The sequence below is a fragment of the Pseudarthrobacter siccitolerans genome (genome assembly GCF_001046895.1).
Lineage (GTDB): Bacteria > Actinomycetota > Actinomycetes > Actinomycetales > Micrococcaceae > Arthrobacter > Arthrobacter siccitolerans.
This window is the reverse complement of sequence record NZ_CAQI01000029.1, coordinates 180718-202134: the sequence shown is the minus strand read 5'-3', so window position 1 is coordinate 202134 and position 21417 is coordinate 180718. Positions and strand designations below refer to the sequence as shown.

The 21417-nt window shown below is 66.4% G+C and carries 21 protein-coding genes; 4 read left to right on the top strand and 17 right to left on the bottom strand.

Going from position 1 to position 21417, the window contains the following annotated elements; all coding sequences use genetic code 11:
* Window positions 1-42 precede the first annotated feature (42 nt).
* From ARTSIC4J27_RS03880 to ARTSIC4J27_RS03850, 7 genes are all read right to left on the bottom strand, one after another.
* Entirely contained in the window at window positions 43-2109 is a 2067-nt protein-coding gene (locus ARTSIC4J27_RS03880) for a LuxR C-terminal-related transcriptional regulator (protein WP_050053892.1), read from the bottom strand.
* A 1-nt stretch (window position 2110) separates the two neighbouring features.
* A complete protein-coding gene (locus tag ARTSIC4J27_RS03875; protein WP_050053891.1) occupies window positions 2111-4291 on the bottom strand; it encodes an Hsp70 family protein in 2181 nt (726 codons plus the stop codon).
* Window positions 4292-4444: 153 nt separating this feature from the next.
* On the bottom strand, window positions 4445-5530 hold the full coding sequence (gene ccsB / locus ARTSIC4J27_RS03870; RefSeq protein ID WP_050053890.1) for a c-type cytochrome biogenesis protein CcsB: 1086 nt from the start codon (window positions 5528-5530) through the stop codon (window positions 4445-4447).
* Entirely contained in the window at window positions 5530-7275 is a 1746-nt protein-coding gene (resB, locus tag ARTSIC4J27_RS03865) for a cytochrome c biogenesis protein ResB (RefSeq protein WP_050053889.1), read from the bottom strand. Before resB ends, ccsB begins: the two co-directional genes overlap by 1 nt.
* Complete coding sequence (locus ARTSIC4J27_RS03860; RefSeq protein WP_050053888.1) at window positions 7275-8030, bottom strand: cytochrome c biogenesis CcdA family protein; 756 nt, start codon at window positions 8028-8030, stop codon at window positions 7275-7277. The genes resB and ARTSIC4J27_RS03860 overlap by 1 nt, the downstream gene beginning before the upstream one ends.
* A gap of 2 nt (window positions 8031-8032) precedes the next feature.
* Window positions 8033-8659, bottom strand: coding sequence for a TlpA family protein disulfide reductase (locus ARTSIC4J27_RS03855; protein ID WP_050053887.1), 627 nt, complete (start codon window positions 8657-8659; stop codon window positions 8033-8035).
* 2 nt (window positions 8660-8661) lie between these two features.
* Entirely contained in the window at window positions 8662-9342 is a 681-nt protein-coding gene (locus ARTSIC4J27_RS03850) for a histidine phosphatase family protein (protein ID WP_050053886.1), read from the bottom strand.
* Window positions 9343-9559: 217 nt separating this feature from the next.
* Here ARTSIC4J27_RS03850 and ARTSIC4J27_RS03845 point away from each other — a divergent pair, with 217 nt between their 5' ends.
* From ARTSIC4J27_RS03845 to ARTSIC4J27_RS03835, 3 genes are all read left to right on the top strand, one after another.
* The gene (locus tag ARTSIC4J27_RS03845) at window positions 9560-10108 is read left to right on the top strand and encodes a YceI family protein (protein WP_050053885.1); all 549 of its coding nucleotides are present in this window, start codon (window positions 9560-9562) and stop codon (window positions 10106-10108) included.
* A 240-nt stretch (window positions 10109-10348) separates the two neighbouring features.
* Window positions 10349-10813, top strand: coding sequence for a hypothetical protein (locus ARTSIC4J27_RS03840; RefSeq protein ID WP_050053884.1), 465 nt, complete (start codon window positions 10349-10351; stop codon window positions 10811-10813).
* A 182-nt stretch (window positions 10814-10995) separates the two neighbouring features.
* The gene (locus tag ARTSIC4J27_RS03835; protein WP_050053883.1) at window positions 10996-11787 is read left to right on the top strand and encodes a heme-copper oxidase family protein; all 792 of its coding nucleotides are present in this window, start codon (window positions 10996-10998) and stop codon (window positions 11785-11787) included.
* A gap of 47 nt (window positions 11788-11834) precedes the next feature.
* Here the strand turns inward: ARTSIC4J27_RS03835 and ARTSIC4J27_RS03830 are convergent, their stop codons facing one another.
* Window positions 11835-12539, bottom strand: coding sequence for a redox-sensing transcriptional repressor Rex (locus tag ARTSIC4J27_RS03830; protein WP_050053882.1), 705 nt, complete (start codon window positions 12537-12539; stop codon window positions 11835-11837).
* Window positions 12540-12658: 119 nt separating this feature from the next.
* Complete coding sequence (locus ARTSIC4J27_RS03825; RefSeq protein WP_050053881.1) at window positions 12659-12913, bottom strand: glutaredoxin family protein; 255 nt, start codon at window positions 12911-12913, stop codon at window positions 12659-12661.
* 77 nt (window positions 12914-12990) lie between these two features.
* Here ARTSIC4J27_RS03825 and ARTSIC4J27_RS03820 point away from each other — a divergent pair, with 77 nt between their 5' ends.
* The gene (locus ARTSIC4J27_RS03820) at window positions 12991-13809 is read left to right on the top strand and encodes an HAD family hydrolase (protein WP_050053880.1); all 819 of its coding nucleotides are present in this window, start codon (window positions 12991-12993) and stop codon (window positions 13807-13809) included.
* Between the two features lie 156 nt (window positions 13810-13965).
* Here ARTSIC4J27_RS03820 and ARTSIC4J27_RS22035 read toward each other — a convergent pair whose 3' ends face one another.
* The 8 genes from ARTSIC4J27_RS22035 to ARTSIC4J27_RS03785 form a co-directional block, all read right to left on the bottom strand.
* The gene (locus ARTSIC4J27_RS22035; protein WP_003792170.1) at window positions 13966-14064 is read right to left on the bottom strand and encodes a 30S ribosomal protein bS22; all 99 of its coding nucleotides are present in this window, start codon (window positions 14062-14064) and stop codon (window positions 13966-13968) included.
* A gap of 189 nt (window positions 14065-14253) precedes the next feature.
* A complete protein-coding gene (locus ARTSIC4J27_RS03815; protein ID WP_050053879.1) occupies window positions 14254-14466 on the bottom strand; it encodes a helix-turn-helix domain-containing protein in 213 nt (70 codons plus the stop codon).
* Window positions 14467-14620: 154 nt separating this feature from the next.
* Window positions 14621-15778 (bottom strand): 3-deoxy-7-phosphoheptulonate synthase, encoded by a 1158-nt coding sequence (locus tag ARTSIC4J27_RS03810; protein WP_050053878.1) that lies wholly within the window; start codon window positions 15776-15778, stop codon window positions 14621-14623.
* A gap of 216 nt (window positions 15779-15994) precedes the next feature.
* On the bottom strand, window positions 15995-17323 hold the full coding sequence (locus ARTSIC4J27_RS03805) for a glycoside-pentoside-hexuronide (GPH):cation symporter (RefSeq protein ID WP_050053941.1): 1329 nt from the start codon (window positions 17321-17323) through the stop codon (window positions 15995-15997).
* A 54-nt stretch (window positions 17324-17377) separates the two neighbouring features.
* Window positions 17378-18397: an acetylxylan esterase gene (locus tag ARTSIC4J27_RS03800; RefSeq protein ID WP_050053877.1), complete on the bottom strand. Its 1020-nt coding sequence runs from the start codon at window positions 18395-18397 to the stop codon at window positions 17378-17380.
* Between the two features lie 74 nt (window positions 18398-18471).
* Window positions 18472-19101 carry a LutC/YkgG family protein gene (locus tag ARTSIC4J27_RS03795; protein WP_050053876.1) on the bottom strand — a complete coding sequence of 210 codons (630 nt, stop codon included), beginning with the start codon at window positions 19099-19101 and terminating at the stop codon, window positions 18472-18474.
* A complete protein-coding gene (locus tag ARTSIC4J27_RS03790; protein ID WP_050053875.1) occupies window positions 19098-20600 on the bottom strand; it encodes a LutB/LldF family L-lactate oxidation iron-sulfur protein in 1503 nt (500 codons plus the stop codon). Before ARTSIC4J27_RS03790 ends, ARTSIC4J27_RS03795 begins: the two co-directional genes overlap by 4 nt.
* Window positions 20600-21403, bottom strand: coding sequence for a (Fe-S)-binding protein (locus ARTSIC4J27_RS03785; protein WP_050053874.1), 804 nt, complete (start codon window positions 21401-21403; stop codon window positions 20600-20602). The genes ARTSIC4J27_RS03790 and ARTSIC4J27_RS03785 overlap by 1 nt, the downstream gene beginning before the upstream one ends.
* Window positions 21404-21417 lie beyond the last annotated feature (14 nt).

The following is a 21417-nucleotide window of genomic DNA, read 5'->3' as shown; positions in this document are numbered from 1 at the left end:
TTCCGGGCAACCGCCGGCAGGTCCGTTAGGGGCTTTAGGGGCTCATTCCTGTTCGGGGGTTTCGGGGGCCAGGGCCAGCCGCAGCCTGGCCAGCAGGTCGGAGCGGCTTTCAGCTCCGAGGCGGCGCCGCATGCGGGCGATGTGGTGTTCGGCAGTCCGCGGGGAAATGTAGATTGCCTCCCCAATCTCCCGGTACGTCTTGCCTTCCAGCACCAGCCGTGCCACTTCCTTTTCCCGCTCGCTCAAACCCGAGCCGTCCGGATGCATGCCGTTGGCCGCTTCGGCCGCCGGGGTGCCGGACTCCGCAACGGGAGCGGTTCCGTTTCCGCCCGGGTTGGACTGCGGGTGAAGATCCCTGGCGCAGGACAGCAGACGCACCATGTCCTTGCGTTCTTCGGCGCGCGCCGCTGCATGTCCGGCCAGCCTGGCGCCTTCCCACGGCATGCCTACCCTGCCCAGGCTCCGCGCTGCCGCCTCAACATCTGCAGGCTGGAAGTTCCCTGCCAGCACCGAAACCCAGGCCTTGCCTGCGCGGGCGAGGACGGCGGCGAGGTGGCTGTGGTTCGCCGCCCGTGCCAGCGCGGCGGCGTGCGGCGCAAGATCTGCCGGGCTCTCGCTGAGCAGCGCCGCCTGGACGGCTGCCCAGTGGAACGGCACCGCCCAGAGGGGCGCATCACCAACGCGCCCCAAAAGCTGGTTCGCCTCGTCCAGGTAATACGCCACCCTGCGGGTCTCCCTAAGCCGGGCGGCAGCGATCATCAGCTCTCCCCACGGCAACAGGCTGTAGAGGTCCACCGCTGTGTGCAGCATCGCTTCGCGCGCCCGCTCCCAGGCCAGGATGAGTTCCGGGATTTCGCCGTTCCGCCGTGCGAGCCCCACTTCCAGCGCCGCGCACAGGAATTCATCGCGCGGGACCAGTGGCCAGGGGTTCGCCTTAGAGGCCTCATTGATGGCAAGCCGGGCGTCGTCCACCTTGTCCTGCTGCATAAGCGACCATGCCTGCAGCAGGAAGAGCCTTGGCTTGGCGGCGTTTCCGCCCTGGCCAGCGGCTGCGGCCGACCGGCACACTGTTTCAGCCAGGTGGGGTTCCCCATGGTGCAGGGCGAGGAGCGCGGCCAGTGCTGCCGGGGTGTCCGGAAGGGGAAGGGCTGTGCCCGCGGCGTTGAGCATGTCCGAGGCGTGGATCAGCACCGGGAGCGCCTGGTGCGGGTCCTGGGCCAGCGACTCAAGGATGCCTTTCCCGGTTTCCGCGAGGGCCGCCGCCAGCAGCGTGGGAGCTGCCGGCGGGGCGTCTGCCCGGAACAAAGAGGCGGCACCGGCTAAATTGCCGCAGCCGATCATGGCGACGGCGGCCATGGGCGCGGAGGGTCCTACCCTTGCCGCACCGAGCCAGCTGTAGGCGTCGGCTCCGCGGGCGAGCATCCCCCGCTGCGCCCACACTGCCGCCGCAACATCCACGCCGCGGCGAACGTCGGGAGGATCAGTGCACACCAGGAGGGTGTCGATGATCCGGGCAGCCGTATCCAGGTCCCCATCGGCTGCAGCAGCCTGGGCACGCCGTGCTGCCATGGCAATGTCATCGGCACCGGCCAGCAGGGCCTCGTCGTAGAGCTGGACGGCCAGTCCTGGATCATGTTCCAGGGCCTTGTCAGCCGCGTGTTCCAGCTCGAGCGCGACGCGGGAGTCGGCCAGGCCGCCACGGGCCAGCTCGCGGGCGAGGTCTCCGAGCGGCTGGCCGTCCGCCGCATACGTGGACACGAGTTCACGCTGGAGTGCATGCACCCTGGCCGTTGACGCCACGGTCAGCAGGGCATGCTGGGCCGGCCCCACCACCGTCCCGTCCGGAGCCAGCAACCCGGTGGATTCCGCCCACTTCACCAGGGCGTCAAGGCTTTCCACCTCGCAGCCGTCAATCTTCCGCTGCAAGTCCGCTGGCAACGGACCCGGTAATACGAAACCTACGGACAGCGCCAGCAGGAGCTCGCGGACCGCCGCGTTTTCGCCTTTGAGCTGCCTGGCCATCTGTTCGGCAGCGTGGGGCGATTGGCCGGGGTTCAATTCCGACGCCAGGAAAACATGGCCTTCCGCGTGTGAATTATGGCCAACCATCCTAGACCGCCGGCACGGTGGGAACGGGTGTCACCGGCTCCGTCAGGGTGGGTGCGATGGTGGGAGCCGGCTCCACTACAGGAGGCGGAGCAATCACGGTGGCCGACGCCGTGACAACAGGTTCCGGGGCGGGTGCCGGCGCCACCGTAGTTGCGGGAGGCGGCGGTGGCGGCGCTTCCGTGGTGACCGGTGGAGGCGGGGGCGGCGCTTCCGTGGTGACCGGCGGAGGCGGGGGCGCTTGCGTTGTGGTGGGATCAGGAACCGGGGTTGTCGGTACTGGCGTCGTAGGATCAGTCGTCGGCAGACCCGTCACCGGATCAGTGGGCGTCGGCGTCGGCGTTGCAGGATCAGTTGTGGTCGGTACCGGCTGGCCCGTCACCGGATCAGTCGTTGTCGGCACCGGCTGGCCCGTCACCGGATCAGTCGTTGTCGGCACCGGCTGGCCGGTCACCGGATCAATGACGGTTGGTGTCCCGGTGGGATTGGTGGTTCCGGCAGCAGTACCGCCGCCCGCGGAACCCCCGCTTCCACCGGCGCCGGCTCCTGAACCGGCAGCAGCGCCGTCTGATCCTGCCGGGCCGTTCCCTGCTGCCGCTTCCTGGGACGGCCGGCTGGTGGGAGAAGCCTCCACGTCGAGGCCCACTACGCTGGCCGCCTCGGCCCTTTTGTTCACCCCGGCTTCGATGCCGGCCAATGGCACGCCCGCTGCCGCAGCCGCCGGCGCACCCGCGCCGCCTCCGCCGCCGCCTGAACCGCCCGCGTCGGCAGCAGCAGGGCCCTCGTCAGCAGCCGCGCCCGCCTCCCCGGGCGCAAAGATGGCTGTCAGCTCACTCAACCCTGCCGGACTCTGCGCCGCAGTGGCAGTAAGGACGGTCACCAAGGCTGCGGCGGCTGCAATTGCCGTCAGCCGGACGGTCGGCTTAGGCGCGTGCGCGCCGCCGTGGCCGTGGCCGTGGGCAGCAGCGGCGGCGGCTGCTGAAAGGGCGCCGCCCGTCGCCGTACCCTTGCGTGACCAGCTGGCATGGTGGGCCACGTGCCCGCTGACCTCCGGGGAGGGAACCGCTTCTGTCGGCGTCTCACCGGCCGCTGCCTGGGCCTCCGCCCGGGCGAGCACCGCGGACACCGCGGCACCGAGGCAGATGGAGGATTTGGGGTCGGCGTCCACGGCGATGGGCCGGTCCAGCGTTTCGGAGATCAGTTGAGCCACCAGCGGGATCCGTGATGATCCGCCAATCAGCAGCACGGCGGAGAGGTCCTCCGGTTCCAGCTCCAGCTGCGCCAGCGACTGCTCCAGCGCCTCGACTGTATCGCGGACCGAATCCTCAATCAGCGCTTCAAAGTCTGCGCGCACCAGGCGGATCTGCTGCTGGAAGCCGGGCAGGAGCACGGAAATGCTGGCCTCGCTGTCCGAGGACAGCGCTTCCTTCGCTTCCACGCATTCGCGCCGCAGTCTTCCCAGGGCACCGCGCACGCCTGCATCGGCAAGGTCAAGCGCGGACAGGACGTCGCCGGTGTGCCCGGCGACGTAGCGGAATACCGCCGCATCGAAGTCGGCGCCACCCAGGTTCTCGATTCCCTCTGGGCGCCCCACCAGCTGGAACCGGTTGCCGCCAGCCTTCCGCAGGACAGCGGTGTCAAAGGTTCCGCCGCCAAGGTCGTAGACGGCGATGGTGCTGCCGGCCTCTACCCGGACCTGCGAGGCGTAGTACAGGGCCGCCGCCTCCGGTTCGGGGACGAGCGAAACGTGGTCCAGGCCTTTGGCGGCAAGGGCCGCCAGGATCACGGAAATCCGGTGGCTGCCCCAGGCAGCGGGGTGGGTGAGGATGACTTCCGACGGCGGAGCTCCCTCGCGCTCCGTGGCCCGGTCCACTACCCAGCGGGCCATCGTGGCGAAGACGTCTTCGGCAGGCAGTGACAAATCCCCCACCGAAATGGGGACAGCATCACCGACGCGGCGCTTGAATTCGCGCACCACCCGGCCGGGGGAATCGAGTCCGCGGCGTTCTGCCGCCTCCCCCACCAGCAGGGAGCCTGTCTCCGGGTAGTACAGCACCGACGGCACTGCTGCACCGCGGAGGCCCAGCGGCAGGGACTCGGGAGCAGGGGAAGCTTCCTGGCCAAATCTGACCACGGCGGCAGCGGTGAAGCTGGTCCCGACATCAATGGCGAGAACGTAGTTCATGGGAACCTCAGGAAAAACTCGCGTTTCGCCTGCAAGCTTCATCACTGGCGAACGTCACCAAGGTAGCATCACGGCACGACGGCGAACACCCCTATTGCTACACCGATTGGTTATTTTCCTGCGGCTCCCCCGAGTTACGGAAGAAACCCCTGTTCAGAGCCCGGAGTACGAGTGAAGCCCGTTGAAGAACTGGTTCACGATAGTGAAGTTGAAGATGACGCACAGGTAGCCGACGATCGAGAGCCAGGCCGCACGTGTTCCAGTCCAGCCGCGGGTTGCGCGCGCGTGGAGGTAGCCTGCGTAAACCACCCAGATCACAAAGGTCCATACTTCCTTGGTGTCCCAGCCCCAGAACCGGCCCCACGCCTTTTCCGCCCAGATGGCACCGAACATCAGGGTGAACGTCCAGCCGATGAAGGCAATGGCGTTGATCCGGTAGGACAGGTTTTCCAGGCTCAGCGCGGACGGCACCAGGCGCATAAAGCCGAGCTTGTCCGCACCCCCGGCTGCAACGGTTTTTTGCCGGTGGGACTGGACCAGCTGCAGGGCGGACATGGCGAACGTCAGGGTGAACAGCGCAGAGGAGAGCACGGCGATGGACACGTGGATGATCAGCCAGTAGCTCTGCAGGGCGGGGACGAGGTGCCCCACCGGGGTCCAGTACGCCACCGAGGCAGCCACCAGCATGATGATGCCCAGGCCCACTACGAACGTCCCGAGGAACCGCAGGTCGCGCCGGATCAGCACCAGCAGGAAGACGGCAATGGCCACGAATGCACCGGTGGTGAGGAATTCGTACATGTTGCCCCACGGCACGCGGCCGGCGCCCAGGGCGCGGGTCAGCACGCCGGCGCCGTGGATCACTGCGCCCAGGACGGTCAGCGCCACGGCCACCCGTGCGGGGGCGCGCCGTTCGGCGGCGTAACGCATATCGCCGTCGGCGGTGATGGCTCCCCCGCCCCCTGCGCCTGCCGGACGGGCAGTGGACGACGACGGCCGTTCAGCCCTGCCCGCCGGTCCGGCCAGGTGGGACTCACTCCGGCTCCCCGCGCCTGCAATGGCCGGCACCTTGACCGACTCTTCAGCCTGCGCGGCTTTGAGGTCGATGGCCCGCAGGGCCTTGCTGCTCTTGGCAAGGTCCCAAGCGAAAGCGATGAAGGCCACCGTGTACGTGCCGGCCGCCAGCAGCATAAAAAGCTCGCTGTACTGGCCCATGGTTTCGTTGATTCCGAACGGCATTACTGGTCCTTTTCGGGCCCGGAGGGGCCGGCTGGGGTGCGTGGGGCGGTGATGGCAGCGCCTGCGTCATTATCGGGGACACGGCTGGGAGTTTGCTGTGATTCGCCGGAGTCCGCATTTTCAGCCAGCTGCCACTCCACGGACAGCAGCTTCCGGACGGCATCCGCTTCACCGGCGAGCCGGTGGTCTTCGCCGCGGGCCAGGAGCCCGTATTCCACCATGGTGCGGCCGTCCTCGTGGGTACCGGTACGGATCCAGACGCGGCGGCGGTTGACGTACAGGGACAGGATCAGGCCGGCTACGGCCAGGAGCGCAAAGATCAGGGCGTAGAGCTGGCCTGGGTTGTGATGGATGTCCACCCCGATGTAGCGCTTCACGCCGTCAAAGCTGATGGTGCCCTTGCCGTCCGGGAGCGTGTAGCTGGTTCCGGGGGCCAGGGTGATGCCGCCGGCGTCAAGGTTGCGGGCGTTCAGCGGGGTCAGGTCCTTGACGTCCAGTTCGAAGACGTTCTGCGGGGATCCGGCATCCAGGCCAAGGTCCCCGTAGTAGGAGTTCAGGGTCAGCTGCGGGTTGAACAGCTCAGGATCGCCGCTGAAGGAAACGCCCTCATTGGAGACGAACGCGGTGGGCAGGAAGAAGCCGGCGAAACCCAACTGGTCCGGTTTGGCGTCGGGGACCTTGATCACCACGGACGAGTAGTAGTTGTCCCCTTGCAGCTTGGCCACCACCGGGCCCTGCATGGCCACGTTGCCGGCGCCGTCCTTGATGGTCACCACCGGGGCGTAGCCGTTGCCGGTGAGGTAGATGCTGGTGCCGCCCAGGGTGACGGGATCGTTGACCTTGAGGATTTCCTGCTTGGCCGGCGCTTCCGGGTTTTCCTTGGTGGTCACGGCGGCGGAGAAGTCGATGGGCTGGCCGAATTTGCCCTGGGATTCGCGGTCGAACGTGATGTCGAACTTGTCCAGCTGGAGGGAGTAGGGCTGGAGCTGGCCGGACTGGAAATTGGTGCCCGGAGTGAACTGGTCGTAACCCACCAGGGTGTTCACGAACGTATCGCCCTCCACCAGGATGCGCTGGCCGCTGTAGCCAAACAGTCCGCCGACGGCCACTGACACCAGCACCCCGATCAGCGAGGTGTGGAACACGAGGTTTCCCACCTCTTTAGCGAAGCCGCGCTCGGCACCGAGGGAGGGGCGTCCGCCGTCGGCGTCGCGCACCTCCACGCGGTAGCCGCGCTTCTTCAGCAGCCCGGCGGCACTGGTGATGGCTTCCGACGCCGGGATCCCGGCGTCGGCCGGAATGACCAGCGTGCCGTATTCGGGCAGGCGCGAAAGCCGCGCGGGGGTCCGTGGCGGCTGGGAGCGCATGGCCTTGTAGTGGGCGATGGCGCGCGGCACCACGCAGCCGATCAGGGAGATGAACAGCAGCAGGTAGATGGCCGAGAACCAGGCCGAGGAGTAGACGTCGTACAGCTGAAAGGTGTCCAGCAGCTTGCCGTAGTCCGGGTTGTCCTTGATGTACTGCGTGACCACGGACGGGTTGGCCGGCCGCTGCGGGAACAGGGACCCGGGGACCGCCGCGACGGCGAGGAGCAGCAGCAGGAACAGCGCGGTGCGCATGCTGGTCAGCTGGGTCCAGGCCCAGCGGAGCATGCCCACGGGCCCCAACGCCGGCAGCGCAGCGTCAGCCTTGGCCTCAGCTACCGGGGTGGAGGACTTTTTCTTTACGTTCACACGCTCGCTCATCAGATCGGCAACTTCACATCGGTTTGGAACCAGTACTGCAGCCCGGTGACCCAGGTTCCCCAGACGCCGCTGGCCATCAGCAGGCCAAGGAGCACCAGGATGCCCCCGCCGGTACGCTGGATGGCCAGGCGGTGCTTGCGGAAGAACGCCATCACGCCCATCCCCCGGCGCAGCGCCAGGGCGATCAGCAGGAACGGGATCCCGAGCCCCAGGCTGTACACAAAGGCCAGGAAGGCACCCTTCGCCGCGGACGAGCCGCCGGACAGGCTCAGGAGCTGGACCGCGGAGTAGGTTGGCCCAATGCAGGGCGCCCAGCCGAGCCCGAAGGTCAGGCCCAGCAGCGGCGCGCCCCACAGCCCGGCCGGCGGCTTGGCATGGATCTTGGCATCACGCTGCAGCCAGCCGAAGCCGCCCATAAACACGATGCCCATCACCATCACCAGGATGCCCAGGAGCTGGGTGATCCAGGCGTTCTGCGGGCCGGTGATCAGGCTGCCCAGCTGACCGAACGCACCGCCCAGCAGGACGAAGATGACGGAGAAACCCAGCACGAACAGGCCAATGCCCACCAGCATCCGGCCGCGCTTCTGCTTTTCCAGGTCCACGCCGGATAAGCCCGTGACGTAGCCGAGGTAGCCCGGCACCAGCGGCAGGACGCACGGGGACAGGAAGGAGACCAGTCCGGCCAGCAGCGCCACCGGAATGGCAAGGAGGAGCGAGCCGTTGAGGATGGCTTCGGCGAAGGGGCTGTTCACGGCTACTCGGCCACGGCGGCAGCGATGAGGGCCTTCAGGGTGCCCTTTTGGATTTCGCCCAGGACGCGGGAGGCCACGCGTCCCTGCTTGTCCAGCACCAGCGTGGTGGGGACGGCTCCGGGGGGAACCAGCCCGGAGACGGCCAGGAGGACGCCGCCGTCCTTGTCGTCAAAGCTGGGGTAGGTCACGTTGAAGGACTTCTCGAAGGCTTCCGCGGTGGCTTTCTCATCGCGAAGGTTGACGCCGTAGAACTGCACGCCCTGGGGCTTGAACTCCTGGTGGAGCTCCTCGAGGATGGGCGCTTCCACCCGGCAAGGGGCGCAGGCGGCGAACCAGAAATTCAGCACGGTCACTTTGCCCTGGAAGTCCGACGGCGTCACGGCAGTGCCGTTGAACAGTGTCCCGTTGACCTGCACGGCGGATTTGCGGTCCGCGGCAGCGAACTCCGTGACGGAGCCGTCGCCGGCAACGTAGTTCTTGTTGTCCCCTGCCCTGGCCTGCTCGGCGAGGGCATCCTGCTGGGCACAGCCCGAGAGGCCCACGGTGAGGGCGGCCAGCGCGAAGCCGCCGGCAGTCAGGACGCTGCGGCGGGAGGCCGCCCGTACGGCCGGATTGTTGCTGTCAGTCACTTCTAGGCTCCAGGGGTGCTGGCGGCACCGGGAAGAAGGGACGCCGCGGGTTCGCTGTACATAACGCGCACAAGTGCGCCGTCGTCGTCGAACACCAGCGACGTGATGGAGGTAAGGGTGCACTCGCGCTTGCGCGGATCGTGCCACAGGGGCTTGCCTTCGGCACTGAGCCGGGTTGCCCAGATGGGGAGCTGGTGGCTGACCATGATCGCCTCGGGTCCGTCCGTCCCGAACTCGCCGTCTGCCAGCTCGATGGCGCGCAGGCGCGCCTCCTGCACGGCTGCCATGACCCGGGCGGCCTGCTGCTTATACGGTTCGCCCCACGAAGGCCGCAGGGGATTAACCAGGCGCGGCCAGTGCTTGGGCCGGCGGAGTTCAGCCTTGGTGACCTTCATGCCCTCGAAGTAGTTCTCCGCTTCGATGATCCGCTCGTCCGTGTGGATCCGCAGTTGCAGGGCTTCCGACGTCGGCCGGGCAGTTTCCTGCGCGCGGTCAAGCGGCGAGGCCGCCAGGTAAGTGATGCGGGCGCCGCCGGCAGCGCGCTGCCGGAAGTGCTCGGCGAGCATGCGGGCCATCTCCTGCCCCAGCTCGGAGAGGTGGAATTCGGGCAGCCTTCCGTACAAAACGCCGTCAGGGTTGTGGACCTCGCCGTGGCGGAGCAGATGGACAGTGGCTTGGGGCATGTTTACCAGTTTCTCAAAGATGGCGTGCGATCCGAAATCTTCTACCCGTTCTTTCTACAAAGAGTAGAACTGAAGTTTATGAAGAAATGTTCCGGGATCGGGAACAAAAGATGCAAATGCATGTTTATAGTAGATGCAGCAGTTAGTTGAGGCTTCAACAGATGAAGCTTCAACACGTACACCCGACAAACAGGCATCACTCCTAAGGAGCAACATCATGGCACTTCCCGCAGACGTCACCACCGGCACCTGGACCCTCGACAACTCCCACAGCGAGATCGGCTTCACCGTCCGCCACGCCGGCATCAGCAAAGTCCGCGGCCAGTTCACGGAAGCCGCCGCCACCCTTGACCTCGCCGAGGACGTGGCCGATTCCAAGATCAGCGCCACCATCAACACCGCCAGCTTTGACTCCGGCGACGCCAACCGCGACGGCCACGTCAAGGGCGAGGACTTCTTCGACGTGGAGAAGTTCCCCGAAATCTCCTTCGTCTCCAACGGCCTGGTGTCCAAGGGCAACAGCTACGAACTGTCCGGCGACCTGACCATCAAGGGCGTCACCCGTCCCGTCACCCTCGAGACCGAGTTCAACGGTGTGGCCGTGGACCCGTTCGGCAACACCCGCGCCGGCGTCTCCGCCGAAACCACCATCAGCCGCAAGGACTTCGGCCTGACCTGGAACGCAGTCCTCGAGACCGGCGGCGTGCTGGTCAGCGACAAGGTTGCCATCAACCTCGAGCTCGCCTTCATCGCCCCCGCGGCCTAATTCTTCAACGGTCAGGTTTCTTCACCTGAAGAACCCGGATTAAACGGAATCCCCGGCACCGGCTTCGGCCGGGGCCGGGGTTTCCGTTTTTAGGTCGTGCCGCCGTTTTGTCCCACCCTGCACCGTGAAGCCAGAACTCGTTGCGCAGGGGCAGTCCCTGCGCAACGAACCGCGAAGTCACTGCGCTCACGGGCCCGCCGCCGGGGTACTAAAACCCGTGGCGCGGCTACAGTGAGGGCCATGAGCAACTTTGAGGATGCCAGATCCCGCAACGGTTTCGCCGCGATGTTCTCGGTGGCCGGCCTTCCCACCGAACTCAAGGTCTCCTTCTGGATCTGGTTCGTCGGCGGCATCCTCGGCCTGCTCGGCGGACTGCTCGGCATGCTCGCGTCACTGACCCTCTTTGCCGCAGCGCCCGGCGCGGCCCTCGGGGTCCTGTTGCTGATGTTGTTGGCGGCCGCCGTGGGCACCGCACAGATCGTCTTTGCCTTGCGGATGAAGGCAGGAAGGCAGTGGGCCCGGCTGGCCCTTACCATCCTCACCGCCGTTACCCTGGTCCTGGCGCTGGCCAACCTGGCGATGCGTATAGGGCAGGGCGGCAACTGGACAGGCTTCCTTATCAGCCTTGCAGCAACGGTCCTGCTGTGGCTGCCCCGGTCACAGGCATGGTTCGCTGCTGCCGGCACCACGCGCGGCAACAGCTGAGCGGCGCGGCAGTCATCTGCGTTTAAGCAGGCGTATCCGCGGAACGGCGGGCGGAATACCTCCCTGGAATGACCCCCAAGCGGCCGGTCCGGGGGTACGGTGGACTTAAGCCATGCTGGGGGTAGGGCGCAGGACCGAAACCCGGCAGCCCACCTGGATCCCGACATGCAAAAGGACAGCTCATGAGTAATCCTCCCGTCCCGCCTCCCGTGCCCAACGACCCCGAGCAGGGCAACCAGCAGCCGCGCTACGGTGAGAACGCTCCGCAGTACGGCCAGCAGCCCGGGCAGAACCCGCCCCAGTACGGTCAGAACGCCCCCCAGTACGGGCAGTCCGGCGCACCCCAGTATGGGCAAAACGCCCCCCAGTTCGGCCAGAACGCTCCCCAGTATGGCCAGAACCCGCCGCAGGCGCCGGGCTACGGACAGCAGCCGTATGGCCAGCAGCCCTACGGCCAGTCCCCCTACGCCCAGTACCCGTCCGAGCAGCCGCAGGCCGCGGGCAGCACCGGTGTGCCGCAGCTGGTCAATATCTCGTTCTGGCTGCTGATCGCTTCGGCCGCGATTTTCGTGATCTCGATGCTCACCGGCCTCACCCAGCTCGATGACCCGGTGTTCCGCCAGACCTTCGAGCAGCAAGTGGAGGGCACCGGAGCGGGAGTCACCTACGAGGACATGAAGGGCGTCATCGCCGGCACGCTGGTGGTGTTCGCCATCATCGGCGCCGGGCTGTACCTGCTGGTGGCGTTCTTCATCCGGAAGGGCAAGAACTGGGCCCGCATCCTGGGCACCGTGTTCGCGGCGCTGTCCATCTTCGGTCTGTTCGGCGTTCCTTCGCTTGGCACCCTCGGCACCCTGCTGGGGATCGCCGCGATCGTGCTGCTGTACCTGCCGGCGTCCGCTCCGTACTTCCGGAAGCCGCAGCCCTTCGCCAACCCGTACGGCGGCGGCATGGGCAACCCCTACGGCCGGTAACCAAGCATTTCCCACACCTGCGGGCGTGGGTTCCGGAACTGCCGGAATCAGGCAGTCTGCTCCGGGGCCTGCGCCCGTTGTGCGTGGTAGGCCAGGATCTGCAGTTCCGTGGCCATATCCACCTTGCGGAGGTTGACCCCCTCCGGTACCTGCAGCATCACGGGGGCGAAACTCAGGATGCTGTGCACTCCGGCGGCCACCACCCGGTCGCAGACGTCCTGCGCCACCGCGGCCGGCAACGCCAGCACCACCATGTTGGCCCCGGTCCGGTGCAGGACGGTTTCCATGTCCGCCACGTCGCTGACCCGCAGCCAGCCCACTTCGTTGCCCACCACCATCTGGTCGGCGTCGAAGATGGCCACAACATCAAAGCCGCGGGATTCGAAGCCGCCGTACCGTGCCAGGGCCTTGCCGAGGTTGCCGGCGCCGACGATGGCGACCTTCCAGTCATGGGTCAGGCCAAGCGCCGCGGCGATGTGCCGGCTCAGGTACTGGACCTCGTAGCCCACCCCGCGGGTGCCGTAAGAGCCAACGTGGGACAGGTCCTTGCGGAGCGTCGCAGAGCTGACGCCGGAGGCTTCGGCGAGGGATTCAGAGGAGACGCGCTCCACCCCCTCGGCCAGCAGGGAGTTCAGGGCGCGCAGATAGAGCGTCAGCCGGGCCACCGCAGCGGGCGGAATCTGTTTGGCCGGCGTGCCCGTGGTCTCCGGAAGGTCCGGGACCGCCTGGGGGGTTGAATCCAGCGAAGCCACCAGTCCCTCCCTCGCATCGCGTTGTGACTCCACTTTAGAGCCCTCCCGCCGTAGCCAACAAAGCAGGGGGAAATAAAGCAGGAAGCAACGATGCCCGCCACATCACCGGTACTGCTTCCCTACTGCGCCATGGCCCGCTGCAGAACGCGTTCCAAACGGATCTCGTCAATCTTCCAGAAATCGCGCTGCACACCGTCCACCAGCACCACCGGAATCTCCTCCGCGTACCGGTCCCGCAGCTCCGGCTGGTTGTCCACCAACTCTTCGGTCCACTCAAGGCCCAATGCGGCAGTAACCCGGCCCACGGCGTCGCGCGCTTCCTCGCAAAGGTGGCAGTCAGCTTTGGTGATCAGGACGACGCGCGGTGTAGCCATGGGTTAACCGTAGTCCCGTTCGCGGTGCCCGGCGACGCCGGCGCCGTCCGCGCAGTGGATTGACTAGACTCGACTCCATGCCCGAGGAGAAGTACGTCGCCGTAGTCACCAAGCCGGTTGCTGCGCCGCAGCCCGGTGAGGCGGCGTTCTTCGATGTGGACAATACCCTCATGCGCGGTGCCAGCCTGTTCCACGTGGCCCGGAAGATGCACCAGCGCGGGGCGTTCACCCTGGCCCAGGCAGCCGGCTTCGCCTGGAAGCAGTTCAAGTTCGTGGCCCGCGGCGAAAACATGGACGACGTCCACGCGGTCCGCGATTCCGCCCTCACCCTGGCGGCGGGCATCACGGTGGATGACGTCAAGGCGCTGGGCGAGGAAGTCTATGACGAGATGATCGCCTCCAGGATCTGGCCCGGCGCCAAGGCCCTCGCCGAGCAGCACCTGCGGGTGGGCCGGCGCGTCTGGCTGGTCACGGCCACCCCTATCGAGGTGGCCACGGTGATCTCCACCCGGCTGGGGCTCACCGGCGCCCTGGGCACGGTGGGGGAAGTTTCCGAAGGCATGTATACCGGCCGCCTGGTGGGCGACATCCTGCACGGCTCCGCCAAGGCCGTGGCGGTCCAAGGAATCGCCAACGCCGAAGAGCTGGACCTCAAGCGGTGCTGGGCCTACAGCGACTCCTATAATGACATCCCCTTACTCACGCTCGTTGGCCACCCGGTGGCCATCAACCCGGACGCCCGCCTGCGCCGCCACGCCCGCGACAACAACTGGCCCGTCTACGACTTCCGGGCAGGCCGGCGCGCAGCAACACTGGGTCTCAAGGCAGCCACGGTATGCGGCGCCGTGTACGGACTCTGGAAGGGCTTTGCCCGCATGCGCGGCCCCCGCGCGTAAGAACCCGGCGTAAGAGTCCGTCGAATCATAGGCTTGTTCGCGAATCCGAACCTTGACGGCCAGGATCTGCGAACAAAACCGGGACAAACCAACAGGAAACAAAAATGCCCGCCGCCTCGGAAGGCGGCGGGCATTTCCACGCTGTTCGAAGTATCTCTACTTCTTGTTGCGGCGCTGGTGACGAGTCTTGCGAAGCAGCTTGCGGTGCTTCTTCTTGGCCATACGCTTGCGACGCTTCTTAATAACTGAACCCACGAAAGTTCCTTACAAACTAGATGCAGTACCTGTCTGATGGAGAATGTTCGTGGACAGAGCTACGAACTGAACAACTGACAGATTCTTACAATGACGTAAAACGTTCCTTAACAGGGTACCGCCTATCCGGGGCGGCTTCTGACCGAATGGCTCCGACCGGCCGAAACGGAGGTTTGCGGCGTAACCGCGTCAGGCGGTTTCGGTGTGGCCGTCCACCACAGCACCCTTGAGGTACTGCTCCACGGCGTTCTCAGGAACCCGGTAGGAGCGGCCGAACCGCACCGCGGGCATCTCGCCGGCGTGGACCAGCCGGTAGACGGTCATTTTGGAGACGCGCATGACCTGGGCTACTTCAGCCACGGTCAGGAACTTCGCGTTGGAGAAGTTCTGTTCTGCCGACATTTCCCTATTTTCCTTTGCTGACGGATGGACAACAGTGACCCCAGGTACATGCCAATGCGGTGTTCCGATGCTGAGCCATCCACCAACCACCTTCTAGATACTCTAGATGTTCCTGTGGCCAATGTGAAAGTAGTGCGCTCCCCTATTTCGCTTCCTAATTAACTCCGCGATCAGCTGCGCGGCGCTTGCGGGCCGAGGCCGCGAGCTGGTCCAGCACGGCCACCGAGACATCCCATTCCATGCAGGCGTCCGTTACGCTCTGGCCGTACACCAGCTCCGACCGGCCGGCAGCATGCTCGGCGACATCGAGGTTCTGCGCTCCGCCTACCAGGAAGCTTTCCAGCATGACGCCGGCGATGGCGCTGGCGGAGGAACCGCCATCCTCCAACTGGGCACCGATTTCCAGTGCCACTTCGGCCTGGCGGTGGTGGCTCTTGCCACTGTTGGCGTGGCTGGCGTCCACGATGAGGCGCGGGTTCAGCTGCTTGCCGGCGAGTTTGGCCGAAGCCGCCTCGACGTCGGCAGCGGAGTAGTTGGGGCCCTTGCGGCCGCCCCGCAGGATGACGTGGGTGTCCGGGTTTCCGGCCGTGGCCACCAGCGCTGCGCGGCCGTCGCCGTCGATGCCGAGGAAGGCCTGGGCTGCCGCGGCGGCACCGCAGGCGTCGATGGCCACCTGGAGGTCGCCGTCGGTCCCGTTCTTGAATCCGATGGGCATGGACAGACCGGAGGCCAGCTGCCGGTGGATCTGGCTTTCTGTGGTGCGTGCCCCGATGGCGCCCCAGGAGATCAGGTCCGCCATGTACTGCGGGCTGATCGGCTCAAGGAACTCGGTGGCCGTGGGCAGGCCCAGCGCCGTGACCTGCTGCAGGAAGTGCCGCGCGGTGCGCAGGCCGGTGACCATGTCATGGCTGCCGTCCAGCCGCGGATCGTTGATCAGGCCCTTCCAGCCCACGGTGGTGCGGGGCTTCTCGAAGTAGGTCCGCATCACGATCAGCAGGTCTTCCTTGTGCTTTTCGGCCTGGCTGACCAGCCGGCGGGCGTATTCCAGCCCGGCCTTGGGATCGTGGATGGAGCAGGGCCCCACGATGACCAGCAGGCGGTCGTCCACGCCGTCCATGATGGCGCGGACCTCATCGCGTCCGCGTTCGACGACGTCTGCCGCCTCAGCTGCCAGCGGCAGGTCCGCGATGAGTTCCTGCGGAGTGGGCAGCGCGGTGAATTCACTGACGCGCAGGTTGGACGTGGATTTCGCCGGTGCTTCGCTGCGGGAGTTGCCGGTGGCGGTAGGGGCGGGGGCTGTTGCGGTGCTCATGTGCGGGTCCTGTTCCAGATGGGAAGCGGGCCCAGTTCAGAACCCGCCGGAGAAACGGCGAAGGGCAGAGAATAATCTCTGCCCTGTTGGCTCTGAAGGAAAGTTGGATGCGTGTCAGCTAGACGCGGGCCCCTCCAGAGCCAACGAAAAATACGCATACCAACGGTTTGTCATGCCATGAACCATAACCGGCAAACCGCCAACCCTGCAAAAGTGTTACGTGGCGTCACGGGAGAGGGAGGCCACCAGCTCCGCATGCTTCTGGTCCGTCAGGCGGTACCAGTACATAATGCCGACGGCGGCCAGCACCAGGGCCCCGGGCAGCAGTCCCGCCGCGGCCCGGATGGCGAGCGTTGCCGCATCGGACTGCTCCGCCGTGCCCGAAACATAGCCGCCCCAGGCCAGTGAGAAGGCCACCAGCCCGCCGCCGAACCCCATGCCCAGCTTCCGCGTGGCGGCCAGGAGCGCGTAGTTGATGCCCTGGACCCGGACGCCGGTTTTCCACTCCCCGTATTCCACGGTGTCTGCGATCAGCGCCCAGGTGAGGATGCTGACCGAGGCAGATGCCAGGAGCCCCAGCACGAGGCCCGCCAGGCCGAGCCATGGCGCGTCCGCAGGCGCCAGGAACACCAGTACGCCGCCCACTACCCCCAGGGCCCCGCCGGCGCTGTAGACGGCACGCTTGCCCCAGCGCGCCACCGGCCGCGGCAGCAGCACGGCCAGGGTGAGGGTGATGAGCACCTGGGCGCCTGCCATCACCGGAAACAGGTCCACCCGGGACAGCACGTCACGGAGGTAGAAGAACTGGGCGGCACCCGTGGCTGATGTGCCGGTAACAAAAAGTATGGAGCTGAGGCACAGGACCACCAGCGGCGAATTGGCCTTCAATGCGGCAATGCTTTGGCCGAGGGTCACTTTGGGGACGCTGCCGGCAACCCGTTCTACGCAGACGGCGCCGGTCAGGACGTACAGCCCGGAGCCAACAACGGCGAAGGCCAGGGTGAGCCAGGTGAAAATCTGCTGCATGTCGTGCCCGGCCCCGAGGAGCGGTGCGATGAAGAAGCCCAGGGTGGCGCCCACTGACAGGCCGCCGATGGTCCTGGCCCCGCCCAGCCGGGCGCGGTCCCTGGCGTCCTGGGTCATGGCTCCCACCAGGCAGCCGTAGGGCACGTTGACCATACTGTAGGCGACGCAGACCAGGCCGTAGGTGCAGTAGGCGTAGAGGAGTTTCAGTGCCGGGTCCGCGTCCGGAACGTGGAACACGGCCACACTCAGCAGCAGGGGAATGAAGCCGAACATCAGGAACGGCCGGAACTTTCCCCAGCGCCTGCTGTGGACTCGGTCCACAATCCGGCCGGCGGCGATGTCCGTGAAGGCGTTGAAGATCCGTGCCACCAGTAGCAGTGTTCCTGCGGCTGCTGCCCCGATCCCCGCGACGTCCGTGTAATAGACAAGCAGGAACATGTTCCCGGTACTGATGATCATGCTGTTGGCGGCGTCGCCCGCGCCGTAGCCGAAAACACTGAGCTTGCTGATTTTCTTCATTGCTTCCTTGTTCTGCGGCATGAGAAACCGTTTTCTCACTCCGCAGAAAGGAACTTACCCCAAAATCTTGCGAAGAAACAGCAGCTGCCTGATCCAGTGGTGCTCCTGGCCCCCTTCGTGGTTGTTGAAGCGGTATACCTCGATCTCCTTGGCCGCCCCGGTTCCCGATGAACCGGTGCCGCCGGAGCCGTAGGCATTGAAGCTGGCGAAGACCGTGGACGGCGGGCAGATGTCGTCCATCTGGGCGGCCGAGTAGAGCGCCGGCACGGTTGCCCTGCGGGCCAGGTTGACGCCGTCGAAATAGCGCAGGACTTCAAGGATGGGCTGGTACCGGTCCCGGTGCCGCGCCAGGAAGGCCGCGATTTCGGGGTACGGGCCGCGCGGGGTGATGTCGATGGCGCGGGGGAAGTCCTGGAGGAAGGGTACGTCGGGCAGCGCGGCGATGACGCCGTCGAGCCTTCCTGCCGCCAGTCCGGCGACGGCCACCACAATGCCGCCGCCCTGGCTGACGCCGGCCAGCACCACCCTGGACGCATCCACGTCCGGGTGGGACTGCGCGGCTTCCACGGCACGGAAGGCATCCACGTACACGCGCCGGTAGTAATAGTCCTCGCGGCTGCCCGCTCCCCTGGTCATCAGGCCGGCGTGCGCCACGTCTCCGGCAGAGGGATGCGGATCGGGCGTCTCGCCCAGGCTGCCGCCGTAGCCCTGGCCGCGGGTGTCCATGATGAAATGCGCATAGCCGGCCTGCGCCCACCGCGTCTCCTGGTTGACCAGCCCGCGCCCGCCGGAATAACCCACATACTGGACCACCACGGGCAGCGTGCTGCCCGCTTCCCGGTTGGCGGGGAGGTGCAGCCAGCCCTTGATGGGGGCGCCGCCGTACCCGGAAAACGTCACGTCGAAGGTATCGATCACCGAGAGGTAGTTCTCCACCGGTTCAAAGGAGGCATCCAGCGGAAACGCCTGCGCCTCCCTGATGGTGGTGTCCCAGAATTCGGCAAAGTCCGCCGGCGGCGTCACGGTGGAGGTATAGCCGCGGAGCTGGTCAAGCGGGAGGTCGAAGAGGGGCATCGATGTCCGTCCTGTCGGTTGAAGGTCCATGAACTGGGGTTTGTCGGTGTGGCAGCGGACCCGGGCTTCGACGGTCAGCGCACGACGATGACGTCCAGGCGGCGGGGCCCGTGCACTCCCTCGACGCGCTCCAGCTCGATATCGGACGTTGCGCTGGGTCCGCTGATCATGGTCAGCGGCCGGGTCCCGTCCAGGCGGCGGAGGGCCTCGGGAAGGATGGCGGTGACGTCCCGCAGATGGACCACGCACACGTGGTGGTCGGGAATCAGCGAGATCGCGCGCCGGCCCTGGTCCGGGCTGCCGTCGAGGATGATGGTTCCGGATTCGGCGACCGTTACCGCGCTGGAGGTCACGACGGCGTCAATCGCGTCGAGTTCCGCCACGGCCCGTACGCCGTGGGCGCCGCCGTCGTACTTGATCCGTGCGGGATCCGTCTCCCAGGCAAGCCAGCCCGGCTCCAGTCCCGCCGGAACAACATAGGACGCGGCGCCGGCAAGCAGCCCCTGGATGGTGGCCGGCACGTCCGCCTCGGCCACCACGGTGACGCCGGCCTTGTAGTCCTCGAGCCGGTCCACCAGGATGTGCGTCAGTTTGTCAGGGCCAAGTTCGACGGCGGAACGGTAGCCGCGGGGAACCTCCGGCACTGCGGGGGAATCCTTCAACGCTGTCCGGACGGCGTCCAGGATGTGGGCGCGGGCGCTCATGCGGTCTCCTCGGGTGCCTTGGGTGCCTCGGGCGACTGGTGTTCCTTGGCCCACCAGTCCCGGAAGGACTGGGACGGGGGTGCCGGGATGTCACGGCTCTGGGTCCAGCCCGCCGCGATGCCTGGCAGTTTCTTGATTTTCTTGTCCCGCCCCGCTGCGAGGCGTCCCAGCGGGAGGAGCTTCTCCGCGGCGCTGAGCCGGCGGCCGTCGGAGAGCAGCCACGACGCTGCTTTGAGCCCGACGTCCATTTGCGCGGGCAGTCCGCCGCGGTGCGCATCCACATCCTTTCCGCGTAGGTGCACCAGGATGTCCGGGATGTTGATTTTGACCGGGCAGGCGTCGTAGCAGGCCCCACACAGTGAGGATGCGTAGGGCAGCGAGCCGTTTTCCTCGGCTTGGATGCCCGTCATGAGCGGGGACAGGATGGCGCCGATGGGGCCCGGGTAGGTGGACCCGTAGGCGTGGCCGCCGGTGCGTTCATAGACGGGGCAGACGTTGATGCAGGCGCTGCAGCGGATGCAGTGCAGGGCCGAGCGCCCCATCTCGTCGGCGAGGGCGTTGGTGCGTCCGTTGTCCAGCAGGACCACATGGAACTTCGAGGGTCCGTCGCCTTCGGTGACGCCGGTCCACAGCGACGTGTAGGGGTTCATCCGCTCGCCGGTGGAGGACCGCGGCAGCAGCTGCAGGAAGACTTCGAGGTCGGAGAACGTGGGCAGGAGCTTCTCGATGCCCATCACGGTGATCAGGGTTTCCGGCAGGGTCAGGCACATGCGGCCGTTGCCCTCGGACTCCACCACGCCGAGCGTTCCGGAATCGGCGATCCCGAAGTTCGCCCCCGAAATCGCCACCCTTGCCGAAAGGAACTTGGCTCGAAGGTGTGAGCGCGCCGCCATGGCGAGCTTGCGCGGCTCGTCGGTCAGCTCCGGATCGACGCCGGGCATCTCCTTGAGGAAGATATCCCTGACTTCGGTGCGGTTCTTGTGGATGGCCGGCACCAGGATATGGCTGGGCTTGTCGTGGCCGAGCTGGACGATAAGCTCGGCCAGGTCGGTCTCGAAGGCGTCAATGCCGTGCTCTTCGAGGTACTCGTTCATGCCGATTTCCTGGGTGGCCATGGATTTGACCTTGACCACTTCATCCACGCCTTCGGCTCTGACGAGGTCGAGGATGATGCGGTTGGCCTCGTCGGCGTCGCGTGCCCAATGCACCACGCCGCCGCGGGCGGTGACGTTGGCTTCGAATGCTTCGAGGAGTTCGGGAAGGCGTGCCATGACAGCGGTCTTCAGGGCACTGCCGGCGTCGCGCAGTTGCTCCCAGTCCGGCAGCTCGCCGGTGACGTTGAGGCGCTTGCCGCGAATGGTGGAGGTGGCGTGCTTCAGGTTCTTCCTGAGCTGCGTATTGCCGAGCTCGCGGCGGGCGGCGGAGGGGAACTTCTCCTGGGCGAACAGGTTGCCTGACCCGGGCCGCAGCCCCGGCATTCCAAGCTGGGTGCGGGACATTACCTGACCATCACTTTCACCGTTTGTCCGGCCGGTCCCGGGACGGCGGCCGGTTCTTGTTCCGTGCTGGCCAGGATTTCCGCCAGGTGGAGGGTGGCTACGCCGTCTCCCTGGCGCGACAGGCCGCCGCCGATGTGCATCAGGCACGAGTAGTCCCCGCCGGCGCACACGGAAGCACCCGTGCTGCGGATGTTCGCCGTCTTGTCCGCCAGCATTGCCGAGGAAACGTCGGCGTTCTTGACCGAGAAGGTGCCACCGAAACCGCAGCACTGGTCGGCTTCCGGCAGGTCCACCAGTTCCAGTCCCTTCACTCCGCGCAGCAGGCCGGCCTGGCGGTCACCCAGCTTGAGCAGGCGCATGCCGTGGCATGAGGGGTGGTAGGTCACGGTGTGCGGGAAGTAGGAGCCAAGCTGCTCCGCGGGGCTGGTGACGCCCAAGACGTCCACCAGGAGTTCGGACAGCTCGTAGGTTTTCTTCCCGACGGCGACCGACCGCTCCTCGAGCCCGGCGTCCCCGGCACGGCGGGCCACCATGGGGTGCTGGTGCTTCACCGACGCCACGCAGGAGCCCGAAGGCGCCACGGCAACGTCGTAGTCCTCGGACTCGAAGGCGCGGACATGGTTCGCTACCACCGGCACGGCTTCCTTGAAGTAGCCGCTGTTGACGTGCATCTGCCCGCAGCAGGCCTGTCCGGCCGGAAACACCACCTCGTGGCCAAGCCGTTCCAGGACCTCTACCGTGGCCTGGGCCGCGCGGGGATACATGCCATCCACAATGCAGGTGGCAAAAAGTGCGATTCTCATGGGTTCGTTTCCGG

Excerpts from the sequence above, each read along its gene's own strand:
- ARTSIC4J27_RS03840 (WP_050053884.1), top strand. The coding sequence starts at position 10,349 with ATGAGCAACTTTGAGGATGCCAGATCCCGCAACGGTTTCGCCGCGATG.
- ARTSIC4J27_RS03820 (WP_050053880.1), top strand. The coding sequence starts at position 12,991 with ATGCCCGAGGAGAAGTACGTCGCCGTAGTCACCAAGCCGGTTGCTGCG.
- ARTSIC4J27_RS03815 (WP_050053879.1), bottom strand. The coding sequence starts at position 14,466 with ATGTCGGCAGAACAGAACTTCTCCAACGCGAAGTTCCTGACCGTGGCT.
- ARTSIC4J27_RS03795 (WP_050053876.1), bottom strand. The coding sequence starts at position 19,101 with ATGAGCGCCCGCGCCCACATCCTGGACGCCGTCCGGACAGCGTTGAAG.
- ARTSIC4J27_RS03850 (WP_050053886.1), bottom strand. The coding sequence starts at position 9,342 with ATGCCCCAAGCCACTGTCCATCTGCTCCGCCACGGCGAGGTCCACAAC.
- ARTSIC4J27_RS03875 (WP_050053891.1), bottom strand. The coding sequence starts at position 4,291 with ATGAACTACGTTCTCGCCATTGATGTCGGGACCAGCTTCACCGCTGCC.
- ARTSIC4J27_RS03800 (WP_050053877.1), bottom strand. The coding sequence starts at position 18,397 with ATGCCCCTCTTCGACCTCCCGCTTGACCAGCTCCGCGGCTATACCTCC.
- ARTSIC4J27_RS03880 (WP_050053892.1), bottom strand. The coding sequence starts at position 2,109 with ATGGTTGGCCATAATTCACACGCGGAAGGCCATGTTTTCCTGGCGTCG.
- ARTSIC4J27_RS03805 (WP_050053941.1), bottom strand. The coding sequence starts at position 17,323 with ATGAAGAAAATCAGCAAGCTCAGTGTTTTCGGCTACGGCGCGGGCGAC.
- ccsB (WP_050053890.1), bottom strand. The coding sequence starts at position 5,530 with ATGCCGTTCGGAATCAACGAAACCATGGGCCAGTACAGCGAGCTTTTT.
- ARTSIC4J27_RS03835 (WP_050053883.1), top strand. The coding sequence starts at position 10,996 with ATGAGTAATCCTCCCGTCCCGCCTCCCGTGCCCAACGACCCCGAGCAG.
- ARTSIC4J27_RS03790 (WP_050053875.1), bottom strand. The coding sequence starts at position 20,600 with ATGTCCCGCACCCAGCTTGGAATGCCGGGGCTGCGGCCCGGGTCAGGC.
- ARTSIC4J27_RS03810 (WP_050053878.1), bottom strand. The coding sequence starts at position 15,778 with ATGAGCACCGCAACAGCCCCCGCCCCTACCGCCACCGGCAACTCCCGC.
- resB (WP_050053889.1), bottom strand. The coding sequence starts at position 7,275 with ATGAGCGAGCGTGTGAACGTAAAGAAAAAGTCCTCCACCCCGGTAGCT.
- ARTSIC4J27_RS03825 (WP_050053881.1), bottom strand. The coding sequence starts at position 12,913 with ATGGCTACACCGCGCGTCGTCCTGATCACCAAAGCTGACTGCCACCTT.
- ARTSIC4J27_RS03845 (WP_050053885.1), top strand. The coding sequence starts at position 9,560 with ATGGCACTTCCCGCAGACGTCACCACCGGCACCTGGACCCTCGACAAC.
- ARTSIC4J27_RS03785 (WP_050053874.1), bottom strand. The coding sequence starts at position 21,403 with ATGAGAATCGCACTTTTTGCCACCTGCATTGTGGATGGCATGTATCCC.